The 26500-nt window shown below is 34.9% G+C and carries 26 protein-coding genes; 13 read left to right on the forward strand and 13 right to left on the reverse strand.

The annotated features are described in order from the left end of the window. The first annotated feature begins 773 nt into the window (after positions 1 to 773). Together ABID46_RS10725 and ABID46_RS10730 are read left to right on the forward strand one after the other, a co-directional pair. On the forward strand, positions 774 to 1295 hold the full coding sequence (locus ABID46_RS10725; RefSeq protein ID WP_354509930.1) for a DUF4920 domain-containing protein: 522 nt from the start codon (positions 774 to 776) through the stop codon (positions 1293 to 1295). Next, the gene (locus ABID46_RS10730) at positions 1292 to 1744 is read left to right on the forward strand and encodes a hypothetical protein (RefSeq protein WP_354509932.1); all 453 of its coding nucleotides are present in this window, start codon (positions 1292 to 1294) and stop codon (positions 1742 to 1744) included. Before ABID46_RS10725 ends, ABID46_RS10730 begins: the two co-directional genes overlap by 4 nt. Here the strand turns inward: ABID46_RS10730 and ABID46_RS10735 are convergent. After that, entirely contained in the window at positions 1736 to 2320 is a 585-nt protein-coding gene (locus ABID46_RS10735; RefSeq protein WP_354509933.1) for an NUDIX hydrolase, read from the reverse strand. The two genes, ABID46_RS10730 and ABID46_RS10735, sit on opposite strands and share 9 nt — an antisense overlap. Before the next feature lie 42 nt (positions 2321 to 2362). Between ABID46_RS10735 and ABID46_RS10740 the strand changes: the two genes are divergently transcribed. Together ABID46_RS10740 and ABID46_RS10745 are read left to right on the forward strand one after the other, a co-directional pair. Next, the gene (locus ABID46_RS10740; protein ID WP_354509935.1) at positions 2363 to 2758 is read left to right on the forward strand and encodes a hypothetical protein; all 396 of its coding nucleotides are present in this window, start codon (positions 2363 to 2365) and stop codon (positions 2756 to 2758) included. Positions 2759 to 2911: 153 nt separating this feature from the next. Beyond that, complete coding sequence (locus tag ABID46_RS10745) at positions 2912 to 3271, forward strand: DUF3592 domain-containing protein (RefSeq protein WP_354509937.1); 360 nt, start codon at positions 2912 to 2914, stop codon at positions 3269 to 3271. Positions 3272 to 3273: 2 nt separating this feature from the next. On the opposite strand, the gene ABID46_RS10750 is transcribed toward ABID46_RS10745, so the two are convergent. The 4 genes from ABID46_RS10750 to panB are packed head-to-tail and all read right to left on the reverse strand — an operon-like array spanning position 3274 to position 6681. Then, positions 3274 to 4278 carry a glycosyltransferase family 2 protein gene (locus ABID46_RS10750; RefSeq protein WP_354509939.1) on the reverse strand — a complete coding sequence of 335 codons (1005 nt, stop codon included), beginning with the start codon at positions 4276 to 4278 and terminating at the stop codon, positions 3274 to 3276. Next, the gene (locus tag ABID46_RS10755; protein WP_354509941.1) at positions 4275 to 5144 is read right to left on the reverse strand and encodes a lysophospholipid acyltransferase family protein; all 870 of its coding nucleotides are present in this window, start codon (positions 5142 to 5144) and stop codon (positions 4275 to 4277) included. Before ABID46_RS10755 ends, ABID46_RS10750 begins: the two co-directional genes overlap by 4 nt. 6 nt (positions 5145 to 5150) lie before the next feature. Further along, positions 5151 to 5837 (reverse strand): RluA family pseudouridine synthase, encoded by a 687-nt coding sequence (locus ABID46_RS10760; RefSeq protein ID WP_354509943.1) that lies wholly within the window; start codon positions 5835 to 5837, stop codon positions 5151 to 5153. Between the two features lie 31 nt (positions 5838 to 5868). Then, positions 5869 to 6681 (reverse strand): 3-methyl-2-oxobutanoate hydroxymethyltransferase, encoded by an 813-nt coding sequence (gene panB / locus ABID46_RS10765; RefSeq protein ID WP_354509945.1) that lies wholly within the window; start codon positions 6679 to 6681, stop codon positions 5869 to 5871. A gap of 149 nt (positions 6682 to 6830) precedes the next feature. On the opposite strand from panB, the gene ABID46_RS10770 reads away from it, so the two are divergent. The 7 genes from ABID46_RS10770 to wecB are packed head-to-tail and all read left to right on the forward strand — an operon-like array spanning position 6831 to position 14313. Further along, positions 6831 to 7997, forward strand: coding sequence for a nucleotide sugar dehydrogenase (locus ABID46_RS10770; protein ID WP_354509947.1), 1167 nt, complete (start codon positions 6831 to 6833; stop codon positions 7995 to 7997). A gap of 9 nt (positions 7998 to 8006) precedes the next feature. After that, a complete protein-coding gene (rfbB, locus tag ABID46_RS10775) occupies positions 8007 to 9059 on the forward strand; it encodes a dTDP-glucose 4,6-dehydratase (RefSeq protein WP_354509949.1) in 1053 nt (350 codons plus the stop codon). A 4-nt stretch (positions 9060 to 9063) separates the two neighbouring features. Next, the gene (rfbA, locus tag ABID46_RS10780) at positions 9064 to 9924 is read left to right on the forward strand and encodes a glucose-1-phosphate thymidylyltransferase RfbA (RefSeq protein ID WP_354509951.1); all 861 of its coding nucleotides are present in this window, start codon (positions 9064 to 9066) and stop codon (positions 9922 to 9924) included. A 1-nt stretch (position 9925) separates the two neighbouring features. Next, positions 9926 to 11704: an ABC transporter ATP-binding protein gene (locus ABID46_RS10785; protein WP_354509953.1), complete on the forward strand. Its 1779-nt coding sequence runs from the start codon at positions 9926 to 9928 to the stop codon at positions 11702 to 11704. Continuing rightward, positions 11697 to 12464, forward strand: coding sequence for a hypothetical protein (locus tag ABID46_RS10790; protein ID WP_354509955.1), 768 nt, complete (start codon positions 11697 to 11699; stop codon positions 12462 to 12464). Before ABID46_RS10785 ends, ABID46_RS10790 begins: the two co-directional genes overlap by 8 nt. Continuing rightward, a complete protein-coding gene (locus ABID46_RS10795; RefSeq protein WP_354509957.1) occupies positions 12461 to 13252 on the forward strand; it encodes a glycosyltransferase family 32 protein in 792 nt (263 codons plus the stop codon). The genes ABID46_RS10790 and ABID46_RS10795 overlap by 4 nt, the downstream gene beginning before the upstream one ends. Continuing rightward, complete coding sequence (wecB, locus tag ABID46_RS10800) at positions 13252 to 14313, forward strand: non-hydrolyzing UDP-N-acetylglucosamine 2-epimerase (protein WP_354509959.1); 1062 nt, start codon at positions 13252 to 13254, stop codon at positions 14311 to 14313. The genes ABID46_RS10795 and wecB overlap by 1 nt, the downstream gene beginning before the upstream one ends. A gap of 27 nt (positions 14314 to 14340) precedes the next feature. On the opposite strand, the gene ABID46_RS10805 is transcribed toward wecB, so the two are convergent. From ABID46_RS10805 to ABID46_RS10830, 6 genes are all read right to left on the reverse strand, one after another. Then, positions 14341 to 14916 (reverse strand): thioredoxin family protein, encoded by a 576-nt coding sequence (locus ABID46_RS10805; RefSeq protein ID WP_354510031.1) that lies wholly within the window; start codon positions 14914 to 14916, stop codon positions 14341 to 14343. 98 nt (positions 14917 to 15014) lie between these two features. Next, entirely contained in the window at positions 15015 to 15509 is a 495-nt protein-coding gene (locus tag ABID46_RS10810) for a TlpA family protein disulfide reductase (protein ID WP_354509961.1), read from the reverse strand. A 121-nt stretch (positions 15510 to 15630) separates the two neighbouring features. Next, on the reverse strand, positions 15631 to 16929 hold the full coding sequence (locus tag ABID46_RS10815; RefSeq protein WP_354509963.1) for an aminopeptidase P N-terminal domain-containing protein: 1299 nt from the start codon (positions 16927 to 16929) through the stop codon (positions 15631 to 15633). 202 nt (positions 16930 to 17131) lie between these two features. Further along, complete coding sequence (gene argS / locus ABID46_RS10820; RefSeq protein WP_354509965.1) at positions 17132 to 18901, reverse strand: arginine--tRNA ligase; 1770 nt, start codon at positions 18899 to 18901, stop codon at positions 17132 to 17134. Between the two features lie 82 nt (positions 18902 to 18983). Further along, complete coding sequence (locus tag ABID46_RS10825; RefSeq protein WP_354509967.1) at positions 18984 to 19703, reverse strand: YebC/PmpR family DNA-binding transcriptional regulator; 720 nt, start codon at positions 19701 to 19703, stop codon at positions 18984 to 18986. Between the two features lie 79 nt (positions 19704 to 19782). Continuing rightward, the gene (locus ABID46_RS10830; protein ID WP_354509969.1) at positions 19783 to 20001 is read right to left on the reverse strand and encodes a DUF2905 domain-containing protein; all 219 of its coding nucleotides are present in this window, start codon (positions 19999 to 20001) and stop codon (positions 19783 to 19785) included. 42 nt (positions 20002 to 20043) lie between these two features. Between ABID46_RS10830 and ABID46_RS10835 the strand changes: the two genes are divergently transcribed. Next, positions 20044 to 20541, forward strand: coding sequence for a metallophosphoesterase family protein (locus ABID46_RS10835; RefSeq protein ID WP_354509971.1), 498 nt, complete (start codon positions 20044 to 20046; stop codon positions 20539 to 20541). 219 nt (positions 20542 to 20760) lie between these two features. Continuing rightward, positions 20761 to 21720, forward strand: coding sequence for an aldo/keto reductase (locus ABID46_RS10840; protein ID WP_354509973.1), 960 nt, complete (start codon positions 20761 to 20763; stop codon positions 21718 to 21720). Positions 21721 to 21910: 190 nt separating this feature from the next. Here the strand turns inward: ABID46_RS10840 and ABID46_RS10845 are convergent, their stop codons facing one another. Further along, complete coding sequence (locus tag ABID46_RS10845; protein ID WP_354509975.1) at positions 21911 to 23317, reverse strand: efflux transporter outer membrane subunit; 1407 nt, start codon at positions 23315 to 23317, stop codon at positions 21911 to 21913. A gap of 25 nt (positions 23318 to 23342) precedes the next feature. Further along, positions 23343 to 26495 (reverse strand): efflux RND transporter permease subunit, encoded by a 3153-nt coding sequence (locus ABID46_RS10850; RefSeq protein WP_354509977.1) that lies wholly within the window; start codon positions 26493 to 26495, stop codon positions 23343 to 23345. Positions 26496 to 26500: the final 5 nt, after the last annotated feature.

A 26500-nucleotide genomic window follows, 5' to 3' on the forward strand; every position in this document is an offset into this window, starting at 1 on the left:
CCGACCCCGATAGTTATCGGGGCTACGAAAGTGGGAGCCCTTCGACAAGCTCAGGGTAAAATACAGTCGCCGCCTATCTTTTATCAAATCCTCATTTGCTTACGCAGATGGGGATTTTTTTTGCTATATACTTTGGTAGTAAGTATCAAGTATCTGGTAGCAAGTATCTGGTAGCAAGTATCTGGTAGCAAGTAATAGGTAGATCCATCACTACGTTCTGGATGACAGGAGACTGGTCTACCTACTGAAACTTCGTTTCTCCTCTTAATATCAAATGCTCAGGAATTGGTCTACTTACCGAGACTGCGTTTCTCCTCTTAATATCAAATGCTCAGGAATTGGTCTACTTACCGAGACTGCGTTTCTCCTCTTAATATCAAATGCTCAGGAACTGGTTTACTTACTGAAACTGCGTTTCTCCTCTTAATATCAAATGCTCAGGAACCGTTTTATTGAAATATCGGTTGTCAACAATCAGAAATCTAAAATCTTAAATCACAAATTTATTTAAGCTCGCGGCAGGGATGGGCGTGGAAACCCCACAGACGACGAAGGAGGCGAGGAGTTGCAACAGACAGCCCGGTCTCGTTGGCTTTTGACTTCTTTATAATCCTTACTTGTCTATCCAACGAGAGCCGCCCAGAATTTAATATTTGAATATAGGGATGGATTGAATGAAAATATGCGATTCTCGTGAGACTTTGGAATTGGTTTATTTTTAGGAATGAAGGGAAAATCATTTATTGGATTATATTTGTAAAAAAATGAACTTGATGAAAAAATTTATTTTGGCTCTGGTATTGGGAGCTGCTATAGTTTCCTGTAAACAGGAAGTGAAGGAAGGAATCAAAACGGAGGAAATTGAAGTGGCAGATGCTTCTCAATATGAATCTTTTGGTGCGGAAATTTCGGCAGATGGTGCTTTATCAGCAGAAGAAATGTTGAAAGAATATGAAAAATTGTCTGTTGGTGATTCGGTTGAAATTGCTTTCAAAGGAACGATTCAATCGGTATGTAAAAAGAAAGGATGTTGGATGAAAATGGATTTAGGTCAGCCAGAAACGGAGACTTTTGTTCGTTTTAAAGATTATGAATTCTTTGTTCCGATGGACTCGGAAGGTTCTGAAGCAATCATAAAAGGAATTGCGAAAAAAGAAGAAACGACAGTTGAGGAATTGAAACATTATGCAAAAGATGGTGGGAAGTCTGATGAAGAAATTGCACAGATTACAGAACCAAAGGTGGAATATACTTTTATGGCTGATGGGGTTTTAATCAAGAAAAAAGCTTCATGATTCAAAAACTAAGCGCTTATATACTTGTAGGTTTTGTCCTTCTTTCTTGTTCTCAAAAGGAAGTTGAGAAGGAGAAAACCTCGAGTAGTTTTCAGGATATTTACGAATTTTCTGAAATGGCCTTGTTGATGGAAAAGATGTATGATGAGCTGGCTGATAAACGAAATGCTGTTCTTGAAGGTGGTGAAATGGGTGAATTTCCCAAGGAATTTACGAAAATTCATACGGCAAAATTGTCGGATGGATTTGATCGAACGGAGGAGTTTATGCGCTTTTCTGATTTGTACCTTCAAAATTTAAAGGTTTTATATGAGGCAAATGCAAACGACCCAAATCGAAAATTATTCTACAATAATGTTGTGAACAGTTGTATCACTTGTCACAAATCTGACGCAGGTTGTATGGGACCCGTATCGAGAATTGGGAAATTGATTGTTCCATCAAATTAAGTCGAGAACGATTTTGATGTTTTCGTAGGTTTGGGTGTAAATTTTAGGGAAATCTGTTTTGGGTTTCCATTCTGCAATGCCAATACCTTCATCTAATTGTGGAATTAAAGTTTCATTTCCATGGTAATCCATTGCATACCAATAGGTAGCTTTTAATTTAAGATTGTCCTGAAAATAAATATGGTAGGTTGTTGTAAGATGTTCATTTAGTACCAAATTATTGATGCCACATTCTTCTTCAACTTCTCTTACAGCGGCAGTTTCTATGGTTTCTCCTTCTTCCACTTTGCCTTTTGGCAAGTCCCATTTCCCCAATCGATGAATGAATAAATATTCGTCATTTTGATTTTTCACGACTCCACCAGCCGCTTCTAAATAGTGAAAATTTGCTTGGAAGGTATTCCAAAGTTTTTCAAGATTATGATGAAAAATGTTGATTTCATTTAATGAAGTATTTTTTAAAATATCAATCGCTTCATCAAATTGATTTTCTGTGTTAAATTTTAAGGTTTTAAGGTTTCCCAATGGTTTTTCGGTGAGGATTAGGGCTTTTTCATTGTAAAAAACTTTGTACATTTGAAACCATTTGCTAACAAAGATAATTAAATTTCAACGGTAATGAATGTAAATACAAATAAAACACGTTTTTCAAAAAATCAGGAAGAAACTTTTGCTTTTCTATCCAATATGGAAAACTATCGTCAATTGATGCCAGATGATACCAAATCATTTGAAATCCATGAATCGGGAAAAGGATTTGCGGTTCAAATAGGGAATTTGCCAAAGGTGGGAATGAAATTAAAAGAATCTACCGAGCCTTCTCGTTTGGTTTTTGAATCACCTTCTCCAAATTTCGAATATTACTTAACCATCAATATTGATCCCGTTGATGAACAATCTTCTGATGTTAGTTTGGATTTCGAAGGTAAATTCAATATGATGATTGAAATGATGGCTAAAGGTCCTTTGACGAATTTCATCAATACGATTGCTACCAAATTGGGTGAAGTTTGATTTCTTGTGTTGAACTCGATTTTAAAATATATTCAACAAAATTGGTTTGAAGTAATATTTGTTGTAGGCTTTATATTCTTCATGTTCTATAAACCCATAATTTGTGGAATACTATTAGGATCATATTTGTTATACTTCATTTTTAAGTATTTTTTGATTTTAAAAAGAATCCACAATAATCCCGTTTTTGCAAATGCTAAAATTGTAAAATATGAGATAGTTGAATATGGATATAAGGAACCAAAACTTTCTTTTTTTACTAAGGATGGTATTGAGATTTGTGAAAAACCAGCATTTTATTTTGCCACTGATTTAAGTAAAATTAGAACCTATAGAAATAAAATAAATCAAACTGTAGAAGTCACTTACAATCAGAACAATCCTCGTGAATTTATTATTTCATCAGAAAATAAATTAAATTATTTAGTATTATCCTTTTTATGTATGATTGCTTTGATTTTCATTTGTGTATCAATAAGTTCTTTATTGGGAATAATTGAAGTGAACTATTAGATTTATTTCAAATCCTTATAAAATTTCCGTTTCTGAATGAAATATTGGAAAGGAATCAGTTTTTTATCGGAATAACCAGAAATTCCCGGTTTTCTCAAATTCATGTAATGGAACAATCGTTTATAGAAGCCAAAGTGTGAATCTATAACTGCCCAAAAATGAGGAAATCCTTCATAAAAAAGAAATACGATTCCTGTAATTCCATCCAGACTCAAGCGCAGAAAAACAAAAGGAAAAGCTTTCCAGGCAGGAAGATTTTTAACCAACATCCATAGGCTGTTTCGGAAATTTAAATAGGTTTTTCTTGCGGAATTGTTTTTCAAAGTTCCTCCACCTAAATGGTAAACGGTTGATTCACCACAGTAATAAATTTTTCTACCAGCATTGTTCAATCGCCAACACAAATCAATTTCTTCCATATGGGCAAAGAATCCTTCGTCAAATCCTTGTTGCTCCAAAAAGTCTTTCGTTCTAATGAACATACAAGCTCCAGAAGCCCAAAATACTTGAGTTGTATCGTTGAATTGTCCTTTGTCTTCTTCTAATGTCCAAAAAACTCTTCCTCGACAAAATGGAAAACCATAATTGTCAATGAATCCGCCTCCAGCTCCTGCATATTCAAATTTGGACGGATTTTTATAGTCCAAGATTTTGGGCTGAATCGCTGCAATGGATGAATCAGTTTGAAACAAATTTAGAATAGGAGCTAACCAATTTTGGGAAACTTTCACATCGGAATTCAATAAACAGAAAATTTCAATCGATGAATCTAATGCTAGAATCTTCTGAATTCCTTTGTTATAACCGATTGCGTATCCGTAATTATCATCGAGTTGAATGATTTTTATGTTGGGATAATTGGATGAAATGAATTCCAAAGATGAGTCTGTTGAAGCATTGTCAATGACATAAATATCTGCTTCTGTTGAGTGTTCAACGACAGAAGGTAAAAATTCTTCTAATAAATTTCGACCATTCCAATTCAATATGGCAATAGCTGTTTTCAATAGTCGATTCCTTTTTTATATTTCCAACGTTTGTGGCTCCACAACCAATTATCGGGATTTTCTTTGATTGTAATTTCTAATTTCTCAAAGAATTTGTGGACTATTTCATATTCCTCAAATTTATCACCATCAGGTAAAATTTCTTCAAAGGTTGTATGATAATAGCCTTGTTTCACTTTGACCATTTTGCAAAATAAAACCGCCATATTTTTCTTCATCGCAATTTTGTCAAATCCGACAAAAACGGGTGTCGTTTGGTTTAGAAATTCCAAATCATAATGAATTGCGGACTTTTTTGGACTTTGATCGGCGACAAATAAATAGGCGTGACTGCCATCATTTGGAGCAGACATCATAAATCTTGGCGTATGCTTCATGTCCAATTGAACGGTTCCAAATTTTCCTCTGATATTGTTAATTTGTTCGTTCCAAAATTTATTTTTCACCTTATGGTATACCGCTACAGTTGTAGGTGTTTGGACATTTGGACCAGTTGAAACAAACCATTCCCAATTGAAAATATGGCCAGCCATCATCATGACATTTCGTCCTTCCAATTCATATTTTCGGAACAATTTTATGTTGGTAAACGTATGTCGTTTGTTCAGTTCCTCTATTGAAATGGATAAAGTTTTCAAGGTTTCCACCAAATAATCGGAGAAGTTCTTGTAAAACTTTTTCTGAATTTCCTTGATTTCTTTATCGGACTTTTCTGGAAAGGAATTTTTAATGTTGTGATAAATAACTTTTCTTCTGTATCCAATTACATAATTCAACAAAACATACAAAATCCATGAAAATCCATACAAGATAGAAAAAGGCAAAAGAGAGAAGGTATAGACGATTCTGTAAAAGAGTCGATTCATAAGGATTTAATTAAATTCAAATTTAAGACATTCATTCCAAATTTTGTCTTTAGGTGGTGGTGCAATGATGGTTAGTTTTTCTTTGGTAACAGGATGGTTAAATTCAATTCTTCTAGCATGTAAGGAAATGCTGCCATCGGGATTGGACCTTTTCGCTCCATATTTCAAATCGCCTTTGATGGAATGACCAATAAAGCTAAGTTGCGAACGGATTTGATGTGAGCGACCCGTAAATAAATCTACTTCAAGCAATGAATAGTGATCCAAATTCCCCAATAATTTGTATTCCAAAATAGCATTTTTAGCTTCTGGAGTAGGTTTGGTAAATACGGAAACTTTGTTGTTTTTTTGATTTTTGCGAAGATAATGTTCCAAACGTTCGAAACTCTTTTCAGGTTTTCCTTCAACTAAAGCCCAGTAGGTTTTTTGTACGTCTCTGGTTTTGAACAATTCATTCATTCGCGTTAAGGCTTTACTTGTTTTAGCAAAAACCAATATTCCAGAAGTAGGACGATCAAGTCTATGAATCAATCCGAGAAATACATTCCCTGGTTTATGATCACGAACTTTTATAAAATCTTTTAAGGATTCAATCAAAGGTACATCTCCAGTTTCGTCTCCTTGCGCTAATTCACCTGCTTTTTTATTCACCACCAAAAGGTGATTATCCTCGTATAAAATTTCCGGTTTCAAATTCAAATCTATTTAATCGGCAATGTGGAAATTAGTACTGTTCTTTTTCGTTTGGAAAATCTACCGATTTGACATCGGCAACATATTGTTGAACGGCATTGGTAATTTCGTCGTATAAATTCAAATATTGACGTAAAAATTTTGGTTTGAATTCATGTGTCATACCCAACATATCGTGTACAACCAAAACTTGGCCATCGCAATTTGGACCAGCACCGATGCCAATTGTAGGGATATTGATACTTTCCGTTACTTTTTTGGCTAAATCTGCTGGAATTTTTTCCATCACCAGTGAAAACGCACCTAATTCTTCTAATAGTTTTGCGTCATCCATCAACTTTTGTGCTTCAGCTTCTTCTTTCGCTCGAACTTTGTAGGTTCCAAATTGATAAATCGATTGTGGAGTTAATCCTAGATGTCCCATCACTGGAATTCCTGCATTGATGATTCTTGAAATGGATTCAGCAATTTCTTTTCCACCTTCTAATTTCACTGCATGAGCACCCGATTCTTTCATGATTCGAACGGCAGAATCCAAAGCTTTTTGAGGATCTGATTGATACGAACCAAAAGGTAAATCAACGACAACCAAACATCTTTTTGCAGCACGAACTACAGATTGAGCATGGTAAATCATTTGATCCAAGGTAATAGGTAGGGTAGTTTCGTGTCCCGCCATTACATTGGAAGCAGAATCACCCACCAAAATAGCGTCAATCCCTCCAGCATCAACCATTTGTGCTATTGTAAAATCATAGGAAGTTAACATTGAAATTTTCTCAACCCCCTTCATACCTCTCAGAGTTTCAGTCGTAATGCGTTTGATTTCTTTGTTGATAGACATCTTTCTAATTTTCTGCTAAGATAGGGTTATTTCACCTTAAAGTATTACTTTTGCAAAGCCAATTTTAAACTATGAAATGTCCTAAGTTTACATACTAAATGATAGGGGCAATTCATCTGGCACCAAACATTTATATAAAATATAAACAGATGAAAATAGCTGTTGTAGGAACAGGATACGTTGGTTTATCCAATGCAGTATTATTAGCACAAAACAATGAGGTAATTGCCTTAGATGTTGTGCCTCAAAAGGTGGAGATGTTAAATAACAAAAAATCTCCAATTGAAGATGCCGAAATCACCGAATATTTGCAAAACAAACCTTTACATTTCAAAGCTACTTTGGATAAGAAAGAGGCGTATGAAAATGCAGAATTTGTCATCGTAGCTACACCAACGGATTATGACCCAAAAACCAATTACTTCAATACTTCGAGTGTTGAGTCAGTGATTCAAGATGTAATCCAATATAATCCTAATGCAAATGTTGTTGTTAAATCTACAGTTCCTGTTGGGTTTACCAATGATTTGAAAACTAAACTAAATTTTGAGAATATCATTTTTTCTCCTGAATTTTTACGAGAAGGAAAAGCATTGTACGACAATTTATATCCGTCTCGTATTATCATTGGTGAAAAATCAGAAAGAGCAGAAAAATTTGCGGAATTGTTGAAGCAAGGAGCCATTAAAAAAGATATTCCAATTTTAATGACCGACCCAACCGAAGCAGAGGCAATTAAATTGTTTTCCAATACCTATTTGGCGATGCGTGTTGCTTACTTTAATGAATTGGACAGTTATGCGCAGATTTATCAGTTGGATAGTAAACAAATCATTGAAGGAGTAGGTTTAGATCCAAGAATTGGTGATCATTACAACAATCCATCTTTTGGATATGGTGGTTATTGTTTGCCAAAAGATACCAAACAGCTTTTAGCCAATTATGATGCAGTTCCCAATAACTTGATTCGTGCGATTGTTGATGCAAACCGAACTAGAAAAGATTTTATTGCGGATTCTATTTTGGCTCTGAAACCCAAAAAGGTAGGAGTATATCGATTGGTGATGAAAGCAGGGTCTGATAATTTTAGAGCTTCGGCGATTCAAGGAGTTATGAAAAGAATCAAGGCCAAAGGCATTAAGGTTTATGTGTACGAACCTGTTTTAGAAGAAGATACTTTTTACGGTTCAAAAGTTGTGCGTGATCTTGAAAAATTTAAACAAGATTGTGACGTTATCATTACGAATCGTTTTACGGAAGATTTGGCTGATGTAAAAGATAAAGTTTATACCCGAGATTTGTTTGGGAACGATTAATCAACAACTATGAAAAAAACTATTTTAATTACGGGCGGAGCAGGATTTATTGGATCCCACGTCGTGCGTGAATTCGTAACGAAATATCCTTCTTATACCATCATCAATCTAGATGCATTGACCTATGCGGGCAATTTGGAAAATTTAAAAGATATTGAAAATTCGCCCAATTATATTTTCGTTAAAGCAGATATTACAGACGAACATTTAATCGATCAAATATTTGAACAATATCAACCTGATGGTGTAATTCATTTAGCTGCAGAATCACATGTAGATCGTTCTATTACATCACCCTTAGAATTTGTGAAAACCAATGTGTTGGGGACGGTTAATTTATTGAATGCTTCAAAGAAAATTTGGAATGGAAATTATGAAGGAAAACGTTTTCATCATGTTTCGACGGACGAAGTATACGGAGCATTAGGAGAAACTGGATTCTTCACAGAAGAAACGAAATATGATCCTCATTCTCCGTATTCAGCATCCAAAGCAAGTTCCGATCATTTTGTAAGAGCTTATGCCGATACCTATGGTTTACCGATTGTTTTGACGAATTGTTCTAACAATTATGGTCCCAATCATTTTCCAGAGAAATTAATACCTTTATGTATTCATAATATCATCAATTATAAACCACTTCCGATTTATGGTGACGGAAAATATACACGTGATTGGTTGTACGTGATTGATCATGCAAAAGCGATTGATTTGGTATTTCATGAAGGGAAAAATGCCGAAAATTACAATGTAGGAGGATTCAACGAATGGCAGAACCTTGATTTGGTGAAAGAACTATGTCGCCAGATGGATGAGAAATTGGGTCGTGAGAAAGGGGAAAGTGAAAAATTAATCACCTTTGTGAAAGATCGTCCTGGTCATGATTTGCGTTATGCAATTGATGCGTCGAAAATCAATCAAGAATTGGGGTGGAAACCGAGTGTAACTTTTGAAGAAGGTTTAAGTAAAACCATCGATTGGTTTTTGGACAACAAAGAATGGTTAGACAATGTGACGTCTGGTAATTATCAGAAATATTACGATCAACAATACTCAAACTAAACCTATGAAAGGAATTATTTTAGCCGGAGGCTCTGGAACTCGCTTATATCCGTTAACGATTTCGGTTAGCAAACAATTAATGCCAGTTTACGATAAACCGATGATTTACTATCCGTTGTCGACTTTGTTGTTGGCTGGAATTCGTGATATTTTGATTATAACAACGCCTCAAGATTCAGAACTGTTTCAAAAATTATTGGGAGATGGTTCTCAAATCGGCTGTACTATTCAATACAAAACCCAACCAAGTCCCGATGGTTTAGCACAGGCTTTTATCATTGGTGAAGAATTTATTGGTGATGATTCTGTCGCTTTGGTTTTAGGAGATAATATCTTTTATGGAACAGGTTTAAAACCTTTATTACAAAGTAAAAACCAAATTAAAGGTGGTTGTGTTTTTGCCTATCAAGTTCATGATCCTGAACGTTATGGAGTGGTTGAGTTTGATGAAAACTTTAAGGCTTTGTCGATTGAAGAAAAACCAGAAAATCCAAAATCCAATTATGCAGTTCCTGGTTTGTATTTTTATGATAATCGTGTAGTAGAATATGCGAAAAATTTAAAACCTTCTCATCGAGGTGAATTGGAAATTACCGACATCAACAAAATCTATTTAGAAAATGGAGAATTGGAAGTAGGTATCATGGGACGTGGGACAGCTTGGTTAGATACAGGAACCTTTGATTCTTTACACGAAGCTTCCGAATTTGTTCGAATACTAGAAAAAAGACAAGGATTTAAAATTAGCTGTATTGAAGAAATCGCTTATCGGCTAAATTTTATTGATGAAAACCAATTACTAAAATCAGCCGAAAAATATGGAAAAAGTGGTTATGGCGATTACTTGAAAAGATTGATCAATTAGAATGGATTTTAAATTATTTAAATATTTTAAAGATTTCAATAAATTATCAAGTACTAATTTAGTCGTTTTTGTCATCTTCAATTTTTTTGTTGGATTATTGGATGGGATAGGTTTGGTCATGTTTATTCCGTTGTTATATTTTGCCATAAAAAATGATGATACGCAATCACTAGGAAACATGGAATATATAGTGAATGCATTTCAATATTTTAATGTTCCGATCAATTTGATCAGTGTTTTAGTTTTAATGGTTTTGTTGTTTTTTGTTAAAGGAATAATGGCCTATATACGATCATTACTTTCGATAAAAATTCAACAATCATCGGCAAGAACCATTAGATTTCAATTAATAGACTCCTTACAAAGGCTTAGTTATGAGGGTTTTTCTAAAGTAGATTCAGGGTATATCCAAAATAATATGACGACAGAAACGAATCGTTATATTTCTGCCATAAATATTTATTTGGCCTGTTTGCAAAATATTTCCATGATGTTGATTTACGTTTTCATGGCGATTTTTGCGGATTGGAAATTTGCTGTTTTGGTTGTGATAGGTGGATTACTAACAAATATTGTCTTTAAATATTTGAACCATTATACCACTATTTATGGTCAAAAATTATCAAACATTGGTCGAAATTTTCAAAATTATTTAATTCAAAATATTATAAATTTCAAGTACCTAAAAGCGACCAATTATTATGAAATTTATAATGAAAAATTAAAAAGGGAAATTCTTTTAAGTGAGAACACCCAATATAAAATTGGAAGAATTTCAGCTATTTCAGATAATTTACGGGAACCATTGATTATTCTAATAATATCTATTGTGATGGTTGTTCAATTGTATTTCCTTAATGGAAATATGATTCACATGATGGCAGCTATTTTGTTATTTTACAGGTCTTTAAATCATTTGACGACTTTTCAAGGATTTTGGAATAAGTTTTTGGCAAATATTCCAGCCAAATTTTCCATTGATAGCATGATGCATTCGTTCTCAACTTTTAGTGAACCAAAAGGACACAATAAAATTTCTAGAATTGGTGCTATAGAAATAAAGGATTTAAATTTCAGTTATGGTGATCGAAAAATTCTTGATTCTATTAACATAACTATAAAAAATAAAAGTTCGATCGCTTTAGTCGGAGAAAGCGGTGCCGGTAAAACAACATTAGCAAATATCATTGGTGGATTGATCGAACCAAAATCAGGGCAAGTTATTATAGATGGAGAACAAATTTCTCAGATTGATATCAAATCCTTTCGTAATAAGGTAGGTTATGTGACGCAAGAACCTGTTATTTTTGATGATACCTTATTCAATAATATTACATTTTGGCAAGAGAAGAATGATGAAAATCTAGCGAAATTTTGGAAGGTGATAGAAAGAGCATCTTTGAAAGAATTTTTTGAAGCTCATGACAATAATGAAGATTTACCTTTGGGGAGTAATGGAATATTGATTTCTGGAGGTCAAAAGCAAAGAATTTCAATTGCTCGAGAATTATATAAAGATATAGATTTAATAATTCTAGATGAAGCAACTTCAGCCTTAGATTCTGAAACAGAAAAATACATAAAAGAACAAATCGATAATTTATCGGGTAAGGCAACTATGGTGATTATCGCTCATAGATTATCCACAATTAAAAATACAGATATTATTTTTCTGATGGAAAATGGAAAAATTGTTGAATTTGGATCCTATGAAGAACTTTATCAAAAGTCTTCTAAATTCCAGTCAATGGTCAAATTACAAAACCTAGCATATGATTAATTATATAAAAAAGAGATTTTTTGTAAAAAATCTTTCAGAAACTGAAACGAATCAACTCGTTTTAGAAAAAATCGGTCACCAAATATATACAGGACCATTTGCAGGTCTTAAAATTCCAACTATTGTTCAAAAGGAATTTAAACTAGCTGAATCCTTAGGTTTGTACGAATTTGCCTTACACAAAGTAATTTCGACTTTACCGTCAAGGAAAATTGACAATATTATGGTGATTGGTGGTCATAAAGGATATTATCCAGCTGGATTAAGTAATTTTTTAAGACCCGAAAACATGTATGTTTTTGAAATGGATGAAAAGTTTTTTCCATTTTTGGAATCTTGGATAAGCCTAAATAATCTTAAACCGTATAAATTTTATCAAGAGGCAACAGCGGAAATATTAGAAAAATGGAATGAAAAAATTGATTTTTTACTAATTGATTGTGAAGGAGCAGAAGATTTTTTGCTTTTACCAGATCAATACCCTTGGCAAAAAAATACTGATATCCTGGTTGAAGTTCATCATTTTTATGATAATAAAATAATGGGGAATTTGATTAGTAGGTTCAAAAATACCCATCAACTAGAGATCATTTATGATGATATAATGGAAAATCATATTATAGACACTATCTTGAAAGAATTGGGAATTAAGGGGAATTATAGAAAACAACCTTTGCATCGCTGGATTTTTAATGAAAATAAATCGAAAATAATTACTTCAGGTGTATTTTTATATATGAAAGCTAATTCCAAATCATGATCCCAAAAATAATCCATTATTGCTGGTTTGGAGGCAAGCCCAAACCTGAATCCTTTGAAATCTGTTTAGAAAGTTGGAAAAAGTATTTGCCCGATTACCAAATTATCGAGTGGAATGAATCCAATTTTGATTTCAATATTTGTGAATATGTACAATTGGCCGTGAAACAAAATCAATGGGCATTTGTTTCAGATTATGCAAGAGCTTTGGCTTTGTATGAAATGGGTGGCATTTATATGGATATAGATGTGGAAGTGAAATTGCCTTTGGATGAATTTTTACACCATCGTGCATTTTCAGGATTTGAAATAAAAGGCTCTCCATTTACCGCACTTTGGGCAACCGAAAAAGGACATCCTTGGCCATTGAAGGTAATTGATTTTTACAACGCCAAAACCGATTTTGATTTGACGACTAATACAGTTTTTGTGTCAGATCTATTGGTCAATCATTACAAAGTGGATCCCAATCTAGACGAAGAACAACATTTAGAGGATGGAATTGTTATTTATCCATCTACACATTTCTGTTTGGATTTACCTAAGAACTATGCAACGCATCATTTCATTGGTACATGGCATAAAAGAGATACCCCAAACCCATTTAAAGATCAGGTTCATCATCACTATAAAATCTCAGAATTCCTTACATTAAAAGATTCTAGAATTATTTTCAACTTTACAGAAGTCCGAAAAGATTTTGCGATTGAAGATATTTTGGATAAAATTCCATTGAAAACGATTATCAATTATTCCATTCAAAAATTAAAAAAGAAAATTCTTCGCTAATGCTTGCAATTGTATATGGGACAAGACCCGAATTTTTAAAAGTTTTTCCTTTGATCTTGGAAGCAAAGAAAAGAACAATTCCTTTTATTACAATCAATACAGGGCAACATGTTGAACTTTTGAGTAATATGGAGAATCTTTTCAATTTTCAACCTGATTTTCGATTGGAAGTACAATCAAACGAATTTTCCAATTCTAACCTAATTGCACAACTTATCAATGACATTTCCAATACAGTCAAAGCCAATAAGGTGAACAAGTTAATTGCTCAAGGCGATACGTTTACGGTTTTGGCTTCGTCCATTGTATCTTTTGTAGAGAAAATTGAATTTTACCATATTGAAGCAGGACTGCGAACGACAGACATTCGATTGCCTTTTCCAGAAGAATACAATAGGAGAGTGGTGTCCTTGGGAACCTCCATTCATTTTGCGCCGACTCAAGCATCCAAAAATAATTTATTAGCCGAAAGAATTTTTGATGAGCAAATTCAAGTGACAGGAAACACCATCATTGATTTGTTGCATTATGTGTTAGAAAAAGAATCGATTGAACTAACGAAGTCTAATCAAGTATTTATCACGGCACATAGACGCGAAAACATTGGTGAACCAATGCAGAATATTTGTAGAGCCATAAGTGAATTAGCGGTTGAAAATCCAGATATTGATTTTATTTGGAGTCTACATTCAAATCCGAATACACGTTCAACCATTTTAGGATATTTTGAAAATACACCTGCAAACTTGAAATTTTCTGAACCTTTGGATTATATCGAAGCGGTAAAACTAATGGCTAAGACCATGTTGATTATTTCTGATTCGGGTGGAATTCAAGAAGAAGCTCCTACATTGGGTAAAAGAGTACTTGTTTTACGAAATGAAACAGAACGTCCAGAAGTTGTAGATTGTGGTTGTGGAATTTTAGTCGGAACAGATGTTGAAAGAATCAAAGAGGAATTCTATCGAGAAAAGAATTCGACTTCTATCAATAATTGGATCAACCCTTTTGGAAATGGAAACGCATCCAAATTGATATTTGATCGAATTTACACAACATAAAAAAAGCCCTTTGAAAGGGCTTTTTTCTTATTTCTTCACTTTTATCGTACATCCAATTGCAACCGTTGTTTCAAGAGGAACTTTCTTTCCATTTAGTAAAGCATCAACCGCATTTTCAACATATTTGGTCGAAACATCTTTTTCGTCTGAGTAATTATCGTCAATTGTTCCAATGTATTTGACAATGTTTTTACCGTTTTCTTTGTTCAGTAAAAATACATGTGGCGTTTTGGTAGCGCCATATTGCGGATAAATTGCTTGTCCTTCGTCTAACAAATACGGAAATGTAAACCCTTTTTTTTGTGCACGAACTTTCATCATTTCCATACTATCTTCTGGCTGGACTGTTGGATCATTTGGATTGATTGCAATTACTGGATACCCTAAATCTTTGTATTTTTTATCCAAAGCGATAATTCGATCTTCATAAGCTACAGCATACGGACAATGATTACAAGTGAAAATCACAATGAATCCTTTTGCGTTTGGATAATCGGCTAGGGAAACAAATTGATCATCTATATTTTTAAGTTTGAAATCAGTAGCTTCATCTCCAATCGAATATCCTTTAAAAGCATTCGATTCTTCCTTTTTCGTTTCCATCTTCGGAGAAACTGGATCGTTATTTTTAGGGCTTTCTTTGGCATTGCAATTCGCCAATAAAAAGCTGCTGGATAGTAATAAAATTAACTGTTTCATACTTATAAATTTTCTTCAATAATATCTTCTAATTCAAATTGAGTCATTTCCAATTCTTTGAAATGTACTTTCTTACCATTTTTGTAAAACACAGTGGCAGGAATCGCACCACTCCAAGAAGGATCTGTAGCAGGAATCCATTCGTTCATCCGTTTATTGTCATCCAAAAGATAGACATCGACCTTCATTTTATTTTTTTCGATGAAATTTTTGACTTTCGTGTCCAATTGTTTTTTGCTATCCATAGAAACCAAAATCATTTTGAAATTGGGATCATCTTTGAATTGTTCATTGACAGCCATAAATGCTGGAAGTTCTTCGATACAAGGTTTGCACCATGTTGCCCAAAAATTTACGACATACAATTTATCGTCTTCTTGTTGTATAACTGATTTCAACTCGTCATAGTTAACGGCTTTCAAAACATAATTCTGTGTTTCTTGCGCATTGCAACTTAATAGAATACCGAATAACGAAAGGATCATATAATTTTTCATGTGATAATCAATTCAAATATTGTACTAAACTTAAGGATTTTATCTAAAAGTAAGGTTAAATTAAATAAAAAACCGTTTCCAATGTTGCATCAGAAACGGTTCATAAAGGGGTATTGAATTTTTAAGAATTCATAATTTCTTCAATTTCCTCAACGGTGATTGGAATATTTTTCATTAGATTTTTAGGAGCACCTGAAGCTTGAATCACATAATCATCTTCAATACGAACCCCTAAATTTTCTGCAGGAATATAGAATCCAGGTTCATTTGTGAACACCATTCCTTCGACAAATTTGTCCGACAAAATTCCGTAGTCATGCGTGTCTAAACCCATATGATGAGAAGTTCCATGCATCATGTATTTTTTGTAGGCTGGCCAATTCGGATCTTCATTTTGAACATCGGCTTTGTCGATCAAACCTAAATCCAATAGGGCAGAAGTATAGACCTTCCCCATTTCTTTGTGATAATCATACCAATTGTTTCCAGCCACCAAAAGCTTTTCAGCTTCAATCTTACAATTTAAAACCGCATTGTAAATTTGCTTTTGACGATCAGAATAACGACCATTCACTGGAATAGTTCGTGTCATATCAGATGCATAGTTTGCATATTCCGCGCCAACATCCAATAATAAGATATCACCATCCTGACATTGTTGATTGTTTTGGATATAGTGCAATACGTTTGAATTGTATCCGCTACCAATAATAGGTGTATACGCAAATCCTTTGGAACGATTTCTCAAGAATTCATGGGCAAATTCTGCTTCAATTTCATATTCCCAAACGCCAGGTTTTACGAAATTCAAAATTCTTCTAAAACCTTTTTCGGTAATATCACAAGCACGTTGGATCAATTCCAACTCTTCTGCTTCTTTGATGGAACGTAATCGTTGCAATATAGGATTGCTACGTAAGTAGGTATGACCTGGATAATCTTGCTTCAATTTTTTGATGAAACGATCTTCACGAGTTTCAACTTCAACGGTTGCTCTATAATGTTCGTTGGTATTGATATACACATTTTCAGCTTCGTTCATCAATTGACGAAATATTTTAGGGAAATCTTGCAACCAATAAACGGTTTTAATTCCAGAAACCTCAAATGCTTGTTCCTTGGAAAGTTTTTCCCCTTCCCAAACCGCAATATGATCATTGGTTTCTTTTAAAAATAAAATCTCTCGATGTTTTTCCTCGTATGCATCTGGAAAAATAACCAAAATACTTTCCTCTTGATCTACTCCTGAAAGATAAAAGATATCTCTATGTTGTTGAAAAGGGATGGTGCTATCTGCACTGATTGGATAAATATCGTTCGAATTAAATACTGCCAAAGATTTTGGCGCCAATGCTTTTGAAAATTTAGCTCTGTTTTTTATAAAAAGTTCTGAGGGAATTTGCTCGTATTTTGTTGTCATAACCTTGTAATTTTTCTAACAAATGTAGCGAACTTAAGCTGAAATGAAAACTATAAAGTATATAAAAAAGTAACTCCTCATTTCTTGCGAAAGAGGAGCTAACCTTAACCAACCTAAACCTATGAAAAAGCTATTAAGCTTTTTATATTGCTCAAATTTAATAATTTATTTTCATATAATAAAATATAAGACATTATTTGTCTTACATTTTTTCAGGTGCCTGTATTCCAAGTAAATCTAAAGCATTCATAATCACTATAGATACAAGCTTACTTAGCTGCAATCTGAAATTTGTTAAATTTTCATTTTCGTTTTTTAAGATGGGATTATTCTGATAAAACGAATTAAATAGCTTCACCAAATCATAAACATAATTCGCAATTAAAGCTGGGCTTAAATCTTCCGCTGCTTTCTGAATTGTCTCTTCTAAATTGTACAAATGACGTAATATCTCAATTTCAGCTTCATTCAACTGAATTTCATTCAAATTAAAAGTTGCAGGTTCTTGTTTGCGTAAAATTGATTGGATTCTTGCATAGGTATATTGAATGAACGGCCCTGTATTTCCATTGAAATCCACACTTTCTTTTGGATTGAAAAGGATTCCTTTTTTCGGGTCTACTTTTAAAATATAATATTTCAAAGCGCCCATACCGATGATTTCATACAATTCGTTTTTCTTATCGTCTGAATAATCATCCAATTTCCCTAATTCAGATGAAATCTCCTTTGCAGTCTGAAACATAGATTCCATCAATTCGTCTGCATCAACAACGGTTCCTTCACGAGATTTCATTTTCCCATCGGGTAAATTGACCATTCCGTAAGAAAGATGCTCCAACGTATCGGCCCATTTGTATCCTAATTTCTTCAAGATTAAGAAAAGTACTTTGAAATGGTAATCTTGTTCGTTTCCAACAACATAAATCAATTTGTCTATATCCATCGTTTCGAAACGTTCCACTGCAGTTCCCAAATCTTGGGTCATATAGACAGAGGTTCCGTCAGAACGCAAAACCAGTTTTTCATCCAATCCTTCTCCAGTCAAATCAATCCAAACAGAACCATCTTCTTTCTGATAAAATACACCAGCGTCCAATCCTTTTTGGATTAAGTCTTTTCCTAACAAATACGTATTGCTTTCATATTGATAATGATCAAAATCTACACCCAAACGAGTATAGGTTTCACCAAAACCAGCATACACCCAACCATTCATTTTGGCCCAAAGTTCACGTACATGTTCATCACCAGCTTCCCATTGACGCAACATTTCTTGTGCTTCCAAAAACAAAGGAGCATTCTTTTTGGCATCTTCTTCCGATTGACCTTCAGCTACCAATTCTTTTATTTCTTCGCGGTAATGTTTGTCAAATTCCACATAGTATTTTCCAACCAAATGATCGCCTTTCATACCTGTAGATTCAGGAGTTTCGCCATTTCCAAATTTCTCCCATGCAAGCATGGATTTGCAAATGTGAATTCCGCGGTCATTGATGATTTGAATTTTTTGAACTTTGTTTCCAGCAGCTTTGAAAATCTGAGCAACCGAATAACCCAATAAGTTATTTCTGATATGCCCTAAGTGAATTGGTTTGTTTGTGTTAGGCGAGGAGTACTCCACCATTACAGATTGCGCATTCGGGTTATTTTTGATAAATCCAAAATCTTTATTTTGAGCATCTTCTTGAAAATTCTTTAACCAGAATTCGTCTGGAAATTTCAAATTCAAAAAGCCTTTGACTACATTAAAAGCCAAAATCTGTTTTTTCTCCAAAAGGGCATTTCCAATTTCTTGTCCGATTTGTTCAGGACTTTTTTTCAATTCTTTGATCAATGGAAATGTCACCAAGGTATATTCGCCTTCAAATTCCTTCCTTGTGTTTTGAATCTCAAGTCTTTCTGGACTATAGTTGTACAATTCTGTAATTGTTTGCGAGAGAATTTCTGCTGTTTGTTGCTTAAGATTCATACGATAGAAATTTAAATTTAAATGTTGGATAAATGGTTTTGAATCCATTTCATCCAACATTTGATAAATATTTTAGTTTTATTTAGTTATTGGCAATTGTGGTGAAAACGTTTTGCACGTCATCATCTTCTTCAATTTTTTCCAATAATTTATCTAAATCTGCTTGTTGTTCTTCTGTTAATTCTTTGGTAACTTGAGGAATTCGGTCAAAACCACTTGATACGATTTCGATATTGTTTTCCTCAAAATATTTCTGCAATTGTCCGAAACTTTCAAAAGGAGCATAGACAACAACGTTTCCTTCTTCTTCAAATAATTCTTCTGCACCAAAGTCGATCAATTCCAATTCTAATTCTTCCAAATCCATTCCTAAACCTTCACCATTAACAGTGAAGTTACAGATATGGTCAAACATAAATTCAACGGAACCTTGTGTTCCCAATTGCCCATTGCATTTATTGAAATAAGAACGAATGTTGGCTACGGTACGGTTATTATTATCGGTTGCAGTTTCAATTAAAACAGCAATTCCATGAGGACCGTACCCTTCAAATAAAACTTCTTTGAAGTTGGCAGTGTCTTTATCGGTTGCTTTTTTAATTGCGCGCTCAACATTTTCTTTGGGCATATTGGCAGCTTTTGCATTTTGGATCACAGCACGAAGACGCGAATTGGCTTCTGGGTTGGGGCCGCCTTCTTTAACAGCCATCACAATATCTTTTCCAATTCTCGTAAACGTTTTGGCCATTGTTGCCCAACGTTTCATTTTTCTTCCTTTTCGAAATTCAAAAGCTCTTCCCATATGTAATTTTTATGCGGTGCAAAATTAAGGATTTCTAAGAAATTGATTGATTTATATTGCTAATAAGTTTTGAAATTTCTTAGAATAGGTGGAATTTTTTTAGAATCCAAAAAACGGCAGAAATTGCAATGGAAATCAAAATGCAAGAAACGACTGGAAATGAAAATTGAAATCCAGGTTTCTCAATTCGTATATCACCTGGTAATCTTCCAAACCAATTGAAATTTAGATTGGTGAACTGCATGAGCAATCCAATGATCACAATCAAAACCCCAATTACAATGATTATTTTTCCCATTTGTGTTTGAATTCAATTTAGTTTTGTACAAATTTAGGTGTTTTGAAGAAAATTTTGCTCTTATCAGATACGCATAGTTATATAGATGAACGAATATTGGATTTTGCATCTCAAGCAGATGAAATCTGGCATGCTGGTGATATTGGAGATTTAAACCTAACCGATCAATTAGCCAAAATTGCTCCAGTTCGTGCAGTTTTTGGAAACATTGATAATGCTGAAATTAGAAAAGAATTTCCTTTGAATAATCGTTTTGAAGTGGAAGGAGTAGATGTATTGATCACCCATATTGGCGGATATCCAGGGAAATACAGTCCAGCTATTAGCGAAGAAATTTATGCAAATCCACCGAAATTATTTATATCGGGACATTCTCACATATTAAAAGTAATGCCCGATCGCAACTTAAATTTGTTGCATATGAATCCTGGCGCTTGTGGTATTCATGGATTTCATCAAATCAGAACCATGTTGAGATTTACCGTAGATTCGGGTAAAATTGACAACTTGGAAGTAATTGAATTAGGCAAAAGAGGATAAATTGAGTAAAAAAGGGGATTTTTCCCCTTTTTTTATTGTACTGACTAGACTATTTTTGTTTTAGAAATGATCCCTAACTTTTCGTAACTTACTACTATATATAGATCAACCGAACCCTAAGAATCCTTCTTTTTTAGAAGGATTTTTTCTTGTGTTAAATTCAGATTCCTTGCTAAGGTTCAAGGTTAGATTTCTTACATTTAACCTAAATTCATGATCATGGAAAAAAAGCAATTAGGAAATTCTGATTTAATGGTTTCACCCATCGCTTTTGGAGGAAATGTTTTCGGCTGGACGATCGATGAAAATCAATCACACGAAATCATAGATGCCTTTGTTGGCAATGGTTTTAATTTTATAGATACGGCTAATAATTATTCGTATTGGGTAAAAGGAAATGATGGAGGAGAATCGGAACGAATCATTGGAACTTGGCTCAAAAAGAGAAGAATTCGAGATAAAGTAATTATAGGTACTAAGGTTGGAGGAAGAGGGAAAAATTTTGCAAAACCCAATGCTTCTAAAAAACATATCAAAGAGGAAGTAGACAATTCCTTGATGCGTTTACAAACCGATTATATTGATTTGTATCAACTGCATTATGACGATGAAGTTACGCCTGTGGAGGAAACTTTGTCTGCATTCCAAGACCTAATTCAAGATGGGAAAATTCGTGCGATTGGTGCATCCAATATTTCTGCAGAACGTTTGCTGGACTCATTGGAAGCATCTGAAAAATATAGTCTTCCTCGATATGAAACCTTACAACCCTTGTATAATTTATACGATCGTGAAAAGTTTGAAACCGAATACCAAAGTATTGCTGCTGTTCAGAACCTAAGTGTAATCAATTATTATTCGCTTGCTAGCGGATTTTTAACAGGTAAATATCGAAGCGATGCAGATTTTGGTCAAAGTCAACGAGGAAAAGATGTCAAACAATACATGAACGAACGTGGATTTCGAATTTTGGATTGTTTGGATGAAGTTGCGAGCGAACAAAATACGACTCCAGCTGTAATTTCATTGGCTTGGTTGCTCAATCAGCCAACGATTGCTGCTCCGATTGTAAGTGCAACCAGCTTACGACAATTGGAATCCATCATTCAAGCGCCAAAAATTCAATTGACCGATGAGCAAGAAAAACGATTAGATGAAGCAAGTGATTTTAGAAACTAAACTTGCGTGAGGGATAGAAGTGGAAACCCCACAGCCGCCATGGCGGTGAGGAGTTGTAACGGATAGCCTGACCTCGTTGCCGGCTGAATAGGTAAATTAAAAGTCCATCATTTTTTAGCAACGAGGGCACGCCCAAAATAAAAAAGACAGCTCCTAGGAACTGTCTTTTTCTTTTCTATTTTTTTGGGAATTATCTCCAACCACCACCCAAAGCTCGGTACAATTGGACCAATGCATTGAGTTTTCCAAATTCGGTATTGATCATGGCTAACTGTGCATTTAAAGCATTTTGACGCGCGGTCAAAACCTCTAAATAATTGGCCATACCATAAATCTGTAATTCTTCTGAATATTGAATCGCTTGGTTGTAGGCTTCGAATTCTTCTTGCTTTAAAACCACTTTTTCTTCGTTGGTTTGATAGGTGTATAGCGCATCTGAAACCTCTTTGGAAGCATTTAGGATGGCTTTTTTGTAGTTCAACAATGCATGTTCTTGTTGTGTTTGACGAACTTCATATTGGGTACGAATCTGACGACCATTCAAAATAGGTTGTGTTAAGGAACCCACGATGCTCGCGAAAAGGGAATTGGCACTGAATAAATCTTCGAAATCGATGCTTTGAATTCCTCCATTGGCTGATAAACGAAGGCTAGGATAGAAGTTGCTTCTTGCGACATTGGTTAATTCAAAAGCATTAATCAAAGCGTATTCTGCCGCCATGATGTCGGGACGATTGGTCAACAATTGAACGGGAACACCTGTTTTTAATTCTGCCGAAATTACTTGTTCTTTTAAAGTAGAACGTTCAATATTTCTTGGGTTTTCACCCATCAAAATACTTAAAGAGTTTTCCAATAATTTGATGTTGTTTTCGATGTCCAACAACAAAGCTTTGTTGTTCAATAATTGAGCTTCGGTTTGTTTGACAGCAACCTCAGTTACGTTTCCTGCATCTTTTAACAGTTTGATGGTTTCAACACTTTCTTCTCTATTGGCAATGGTTTCTTCTGCAATTCTTTTTTGTTCGTCCAAAGCCAATAATTGATAATAGGTTGACGCAACTTGAGCAACTAAATTGGATTTTACTGCTTGGTGCGCCGAAACGGATTGCATATAAGAAGCAGTAAATGCGCGATCATTGCTTCTCAATTTCCCCCAAATATCTGCTTCCCAAGAAAGGCTACCAGAAAGTTCATATTGGTTGATGTATTGTCTTTCGCCTCCACCAAATTGACCAAATTGCGTATTTAAAGATTGCGTGGAATGGGTATAAGACGCATTTCCATTGATGGTAGGAAAATAGGCTGCTTTTCCTTGTTTCACATAAGCTTGAGCTGCGTCCATGTTTTTCATGGCCATGCGAATGTCTAAATTGTTGGTCAAGGCTTTGTCAATATGTTGATTCAAATAAGAATCTTTGAAAATCTCTTTCCAAGAAAGAGAAGCCATGCTCAAACTATCGGTGGGAATTAAATCGGTGTGATAGTTGGCTTCGTTTACAACCGTTTGTTCGCGTGTATATTCTTTTGCGGCAAAGCAGGATTGCAAAAAAATTGCAATTCCTACTAAACCCATATATTGAAATGTTTTTTTCATGTTTTTGTTCAATTTAAAAACTTGACTAGTGTTTATCAGTTGAAGATTCTACTTTATCAAATTTCATTGGTTTTACCTTTTCTTGTAACCATTGGAAAATTACATATAAAACGGGAATGTTAAATACTCCAATGATGGTTCCAATTAGCAATCCAAATGCTGCTCCAGTCGCAATAGAACGGTTTCCGACATATCCGATTCCCGATGAGAATACCAATGGCATCAAACCTAAAATAAAGGCAAAGGAGGTCATCAAGATAGGTCTAAAACGCGCTTTTGCACCATTGATCGCTGAATCCACGATGGATTCTCCATGTTTTCGTCGCTGAAGTGCAAATTCCACAATCAAAATTGCATTTTTCGCGAGTAATCCCACAAGCATGATGAGGGCAATTTGGAAGTAAATATTGTTTTCCAATCCTGCTATTTTCTGTGCCCAATAAGCACCCATCAATCCACCTGGAATTGATAACAATACAGATAATGGTAACAAATAACTTTCATATTGAGCCGATAAAATGAAGTATACGAAAATGATACACAACATGAAAATCAATAATGTTTGATTTCCAGAACTGATTTCCTCACGAGTTAAACCAGCGTAGTCAATGCCATAACTTTGGGATAAAGATGAGGAAGAAACTTCTTCAATAGCTCGGATCGCATCACCTGTACTGTATCCAGGATTTGGTGCTCCAGAAATACTAGCATTGGTAAACAAATTGAAACGATTGATGACCTGTGGACCATAAATACGATTCAATTGAACGAATTGTGTAATAGGCGTCATGCTACCATTGGATGTACGAACAAAGATTTTACTCAAGTCTTGTTCCGAAGCTCTATCTTCTGGTAAGGCTTGAACCATTACTCGGAATTGTTTTCCATATCTTGTAAAGTCCGCTGCGTAAATTCCACCAATATATCCTTGTAAGGCATTGAACAATTGACTTACAGTTACACCAGATTGTTTGGCGCGAGGAATGTTCAATTCAATTTCATATTGCGCATATCGGGTGTTAAATGAGGTTTGCGCATATTGGATTTCAGGACGTTTCATTAATTCCCCTGTAAAACCTTGAGCAATTTGTGCAAATTCGTTGATGTCTCCACCTGAACGGTCCAACAATTTCAATTCAAATCCAGAGGACATCCCAAAACCAGGAATAGAAGGAGGAGCAAAGAAAATCATATTGGCTTCAGGCATCGTTGCAGCCATTCCAAATAATTTCCCAACAACCGCATTACTTGAAGAAGCTTCTGAATCTCGCTCAGATAAGCTTTTCAAACGAATCATTCCCATACCATAGTTCGATCCTTGTCCCGAAACGAAACTAAATCCCGAAACCATGGTTACGGCTTCCACTTCTGGTAATTGTTCTAATTTCTTTTGGAATTCAGATTGCATCGCCGCAACACGGTCTCCTGATGATCCTGGAGGCAATTCAAAGTTCGCCATGATAAAACTTCTATCTTCACTTGGAACAAATCCGGTTGGCATTGTTTTGTTTGCCCAGAAAATTCCTAATCCACATAATGCTAAAATCAAGAATGTAACCCATTTGTGACGGAATAAAAATCCGAAACTTTTGGCATATTTACTTGTAATCGCATCAAACGCTCTGTTGAATCCTGCAAAGAATCGTTGGATGAAATTTTTCTTTTTTCCGTGCTCTTCTTCATTATGAGGTTTCAACAATAAAGCACACAAGGCAGGACTTAAGGTCAAAGCGTTTACAGCCGAAATCACAATGGCGACAATTAGCGTAACCCCAAACTGTTTATAAAAGACTCCAGTTGGTCCGCCAATAAAAGTAACCGGAACGAATACTGCCGCCATTACGAGTGTAATCGAAACAATAGCTCCCGAAATTTCAGTCATTGTGCTTAAGGCAGCTTCTCTACCCGATTCGTTTGTATGTTCCATTTTCGCGTGGATCGCCTCGACGACGACAATCGCGTCATCGACCACAATCCCAATGGCTAATACCAAAGCGAATAACGTCAATAAGTTGATGGAGAATCCAAATAAATTCAAGAAAAAGAAGGTACCAATAATGGAAACTGGTACTGCAATCAAAGGTACCAAAGTGGAACGTAAATCTTGTAAAAAGACAAAAACTACGATAAATACCAAGATAAAGGCTTCAATTAAGGTTGTCAATACTTTATCGATAGACGCATCCAAGAATTCATTGGTGTCAAACATGACTTTGTAATGAACCCCTGTTGGCAATGTTTCACTGATTTTTTCCAATTCGACATTCAAAGCGTCAATAATCTCCTTCGCATTGGACCCTGGAGTTTGATAAATTGCCATCGCAACGGCTGGTTTACCATTCAATCGGGAAATACCTGTATATCCTTGAGAACCCATTTCTACTTTGGCCACATCTTTCAAGTATAAAACTTGACCATTTTCCATGGATTTGATGACAATATTTTGGTATTGTTCCTCAGTTCTATATTTTCCGCTATAACGAATCACATATTGAAACGCTTCTCCTGAATTTTCCCCTAACTGTCCCGCAGCAGCTTCCAAACTTTGTTCGTTTAAAGCAGCAGTAATATCAGAAGGAACCAATCCATAATTGGCCATACGAACTGGATCTAACCAAACACGCATCGCATAATTACGTATCCCAAATACGTTGGCGTCCCCAACTCCGTTAACACGTTTTAATTGAGGTACAACGTTGATGTTCATGTAATTTTGAACATACAACTGATCGTAATTTTCGTTTTCAGAATAAAAGGAAACGAACATCAAAGCACTGGTTTGTTGCTTTTGTGTAACTACACCCGATCTTGTAACCTCTGCAGGCAAAAGGGGAGTAGCACGTGCAACACGATTTTGTACGTTTACAGCCGCAATATCTGGATCTACATTTTGTTTGAAGGTAATTTGAACTGTTGCTGTACCGTTATTGGTGGCAGTCGAAGTGATGTAGTCCATACCTTCTACACCATTAACTTGTTCTTCAATCGGAATCACCACACTCTCCAATACGGTTTGCGCATTTGCTCCCGGATAGTTTGCTGAAATTTGAACACTTGGAGGTGCAATTTCAGGATATTGTGTGATGGGTAAAGTTAAAATCCCCAGAATCCCCAAAATCACAATGATAATGGAAATTACGGTGGACAATACGGGTCTTTCTATGAATGTCTTTAACATAACTT

The sequence above is a fragment of the Moheibacter stercoris genome, assembly GCF_040545805.1.
GTDB classification, from domain to species: domain Bacteria; phylum Bacteroidota; class Bacteroidia; order Flavobacteriales; family Weeksellaceae; genus Moheibacter; species Moheibacter stercoris.

Coding starts and splice junctions, on each gene's coding strand:
- ABID46_RS10725 (WP_354509930.1), top strand. CDS start 774: ATGAAAAAATTTATTTTGGCTCTGGTATTGGGAGCTGCTATAGTTTCC.
- ABID46_RS10730 (WP_354509932.1), top strand. CDS start 1,292: ATGATTCAAAAACTAAGCGCTTATATACTTGTAGGTTTTGTCCTTCTT.
- ABID46_RS10735 (WP_354509933.1), bottom strand. CDS start 2,320: ATGTACAAAGTTTTTTACAATGAAAAAGCCCTAATCCTCACCGAAAAA.
- ABID46_RS10740 (WP_354509935.1), top strand. CDS start 2,363: ATGAATGTAAATACAAATAAAACACGTTTTTCAAAAAATCAGGAAGAA.
- ABID46_RS10755 (WP_354509941.1), bottom strand. CDS start 5,144: ATGAATCGACTCTTTTACAGAATCGTCTATACCTTCTCTCTTTTGCCT.
- panB (WP_354509945.1), bottom strand. CDS start 6,681: ATGTCTATCAACAAAGAAATCAAACGCATTACGACTGAAACTCTGAGA.
- ABID46_RS10770 (WP_354509947.1), top strand. CDS start 6,831: ATGAAAATAGCTGTTGTAGGAACAGGATACGTTGGTTTATCCAATGCA.
- rfbB (WP_354509949.1), top strand. CDS start 8,007: ATGAAAAAAACTATTTTAATTACGGGCGGAGCAGGATTTATTGGATCC.
- rfbA (WP_354509951.1), top strand. CDS start 9,064: ATGAAAGGAATTATTTTAGCCGGAGGCTCTGGAACTCGCTTATATCCG.
- ABID46_RS10785 (WP_354509953.1), top strand. CDS start 9,926: ATGGATTTTAAATTATTTAAATATTTTAAAGATTTCAATAAATTATCA.
- ABID46_RS10790 (WP_354509955.1), top strand. CDS start 11,697: ATGATTAATTATATAAAAAAGAGATTTTTTGTAAAAAATCTTTCAGAA.
- ABID46_RS10795 (WP_354509957.1), top strand. CDS start 12,461: ATGATCCCAAAAATAATCCATTATTGCTGGTTTGGAGGCAAGCCCAAA.
- wecB (WP_354509959.1), top strand. CDS start 13,252: ATGCTTGCAATTGTATATGGGACAAGACCCGAATTTTTAAAAGTTTTT.
- ABID46_RS10805 (WP_354510031.1), bottom strand. CDS start 14,916: ATGGAAACGAAAAAGGAAGAATCGAATGCTTTTAAAGGATATTCGATT.
- ABID46_RS10810 (WP_354509961.1), bottom strand. CDS start 15,509: ATGAAAAATTATATGATCCTTTCGTTATTCGGTATTCTATTAAGTTGC.
- ABID46_RS10815 (WP_354509963.1), bottom strand. CDS start 16,929: ATGACAACAAAATACGAGCAAATTCCCTCAGAACTTTTTATAAAAAAC.
- argS (WP_354509965.1), bottom strand. CDS start 18,901: ATGAATCTTAAGCAACAAACAGCAGAAATTCTCTCGCAAACAATTACA.
- ABID46_RS10825 (WP_354509967.1), bottom strand. CDS start 19,703: ATGGGAAGAGCTTTTGAATTTCGAAAAGGAAGAAAAATGAAACGTTGG.
- ABID46_RS10830 (WP_354509969.1), bottom strand. CDS start 20,001: ATGGGAAAAATAATCATTGTAATTGGGGTTTTGATTGTGATCATTGGA.
- ABID46_RS10840 (WP_354509973.1), top strand. CDS start 20,761: ATGGAAAAAAAGCAATTAGGAAATTCTGATTTAATGGTTTCACCCATC.
- ABID46_RS10845 (WP_354509975.1), bottom strand. CDS start 23,317: ATGAAAAAAACATTTCAATATATGGGTTTAGTAGGAATTGCAATTTTT.
- ABID46_RS10850 (WP_354509977.1), bottom strand. CDS start 26,495: ATGTTAAAGACATTCATAGAAAGACCCGTATTGTCCACCGTAATTTCC.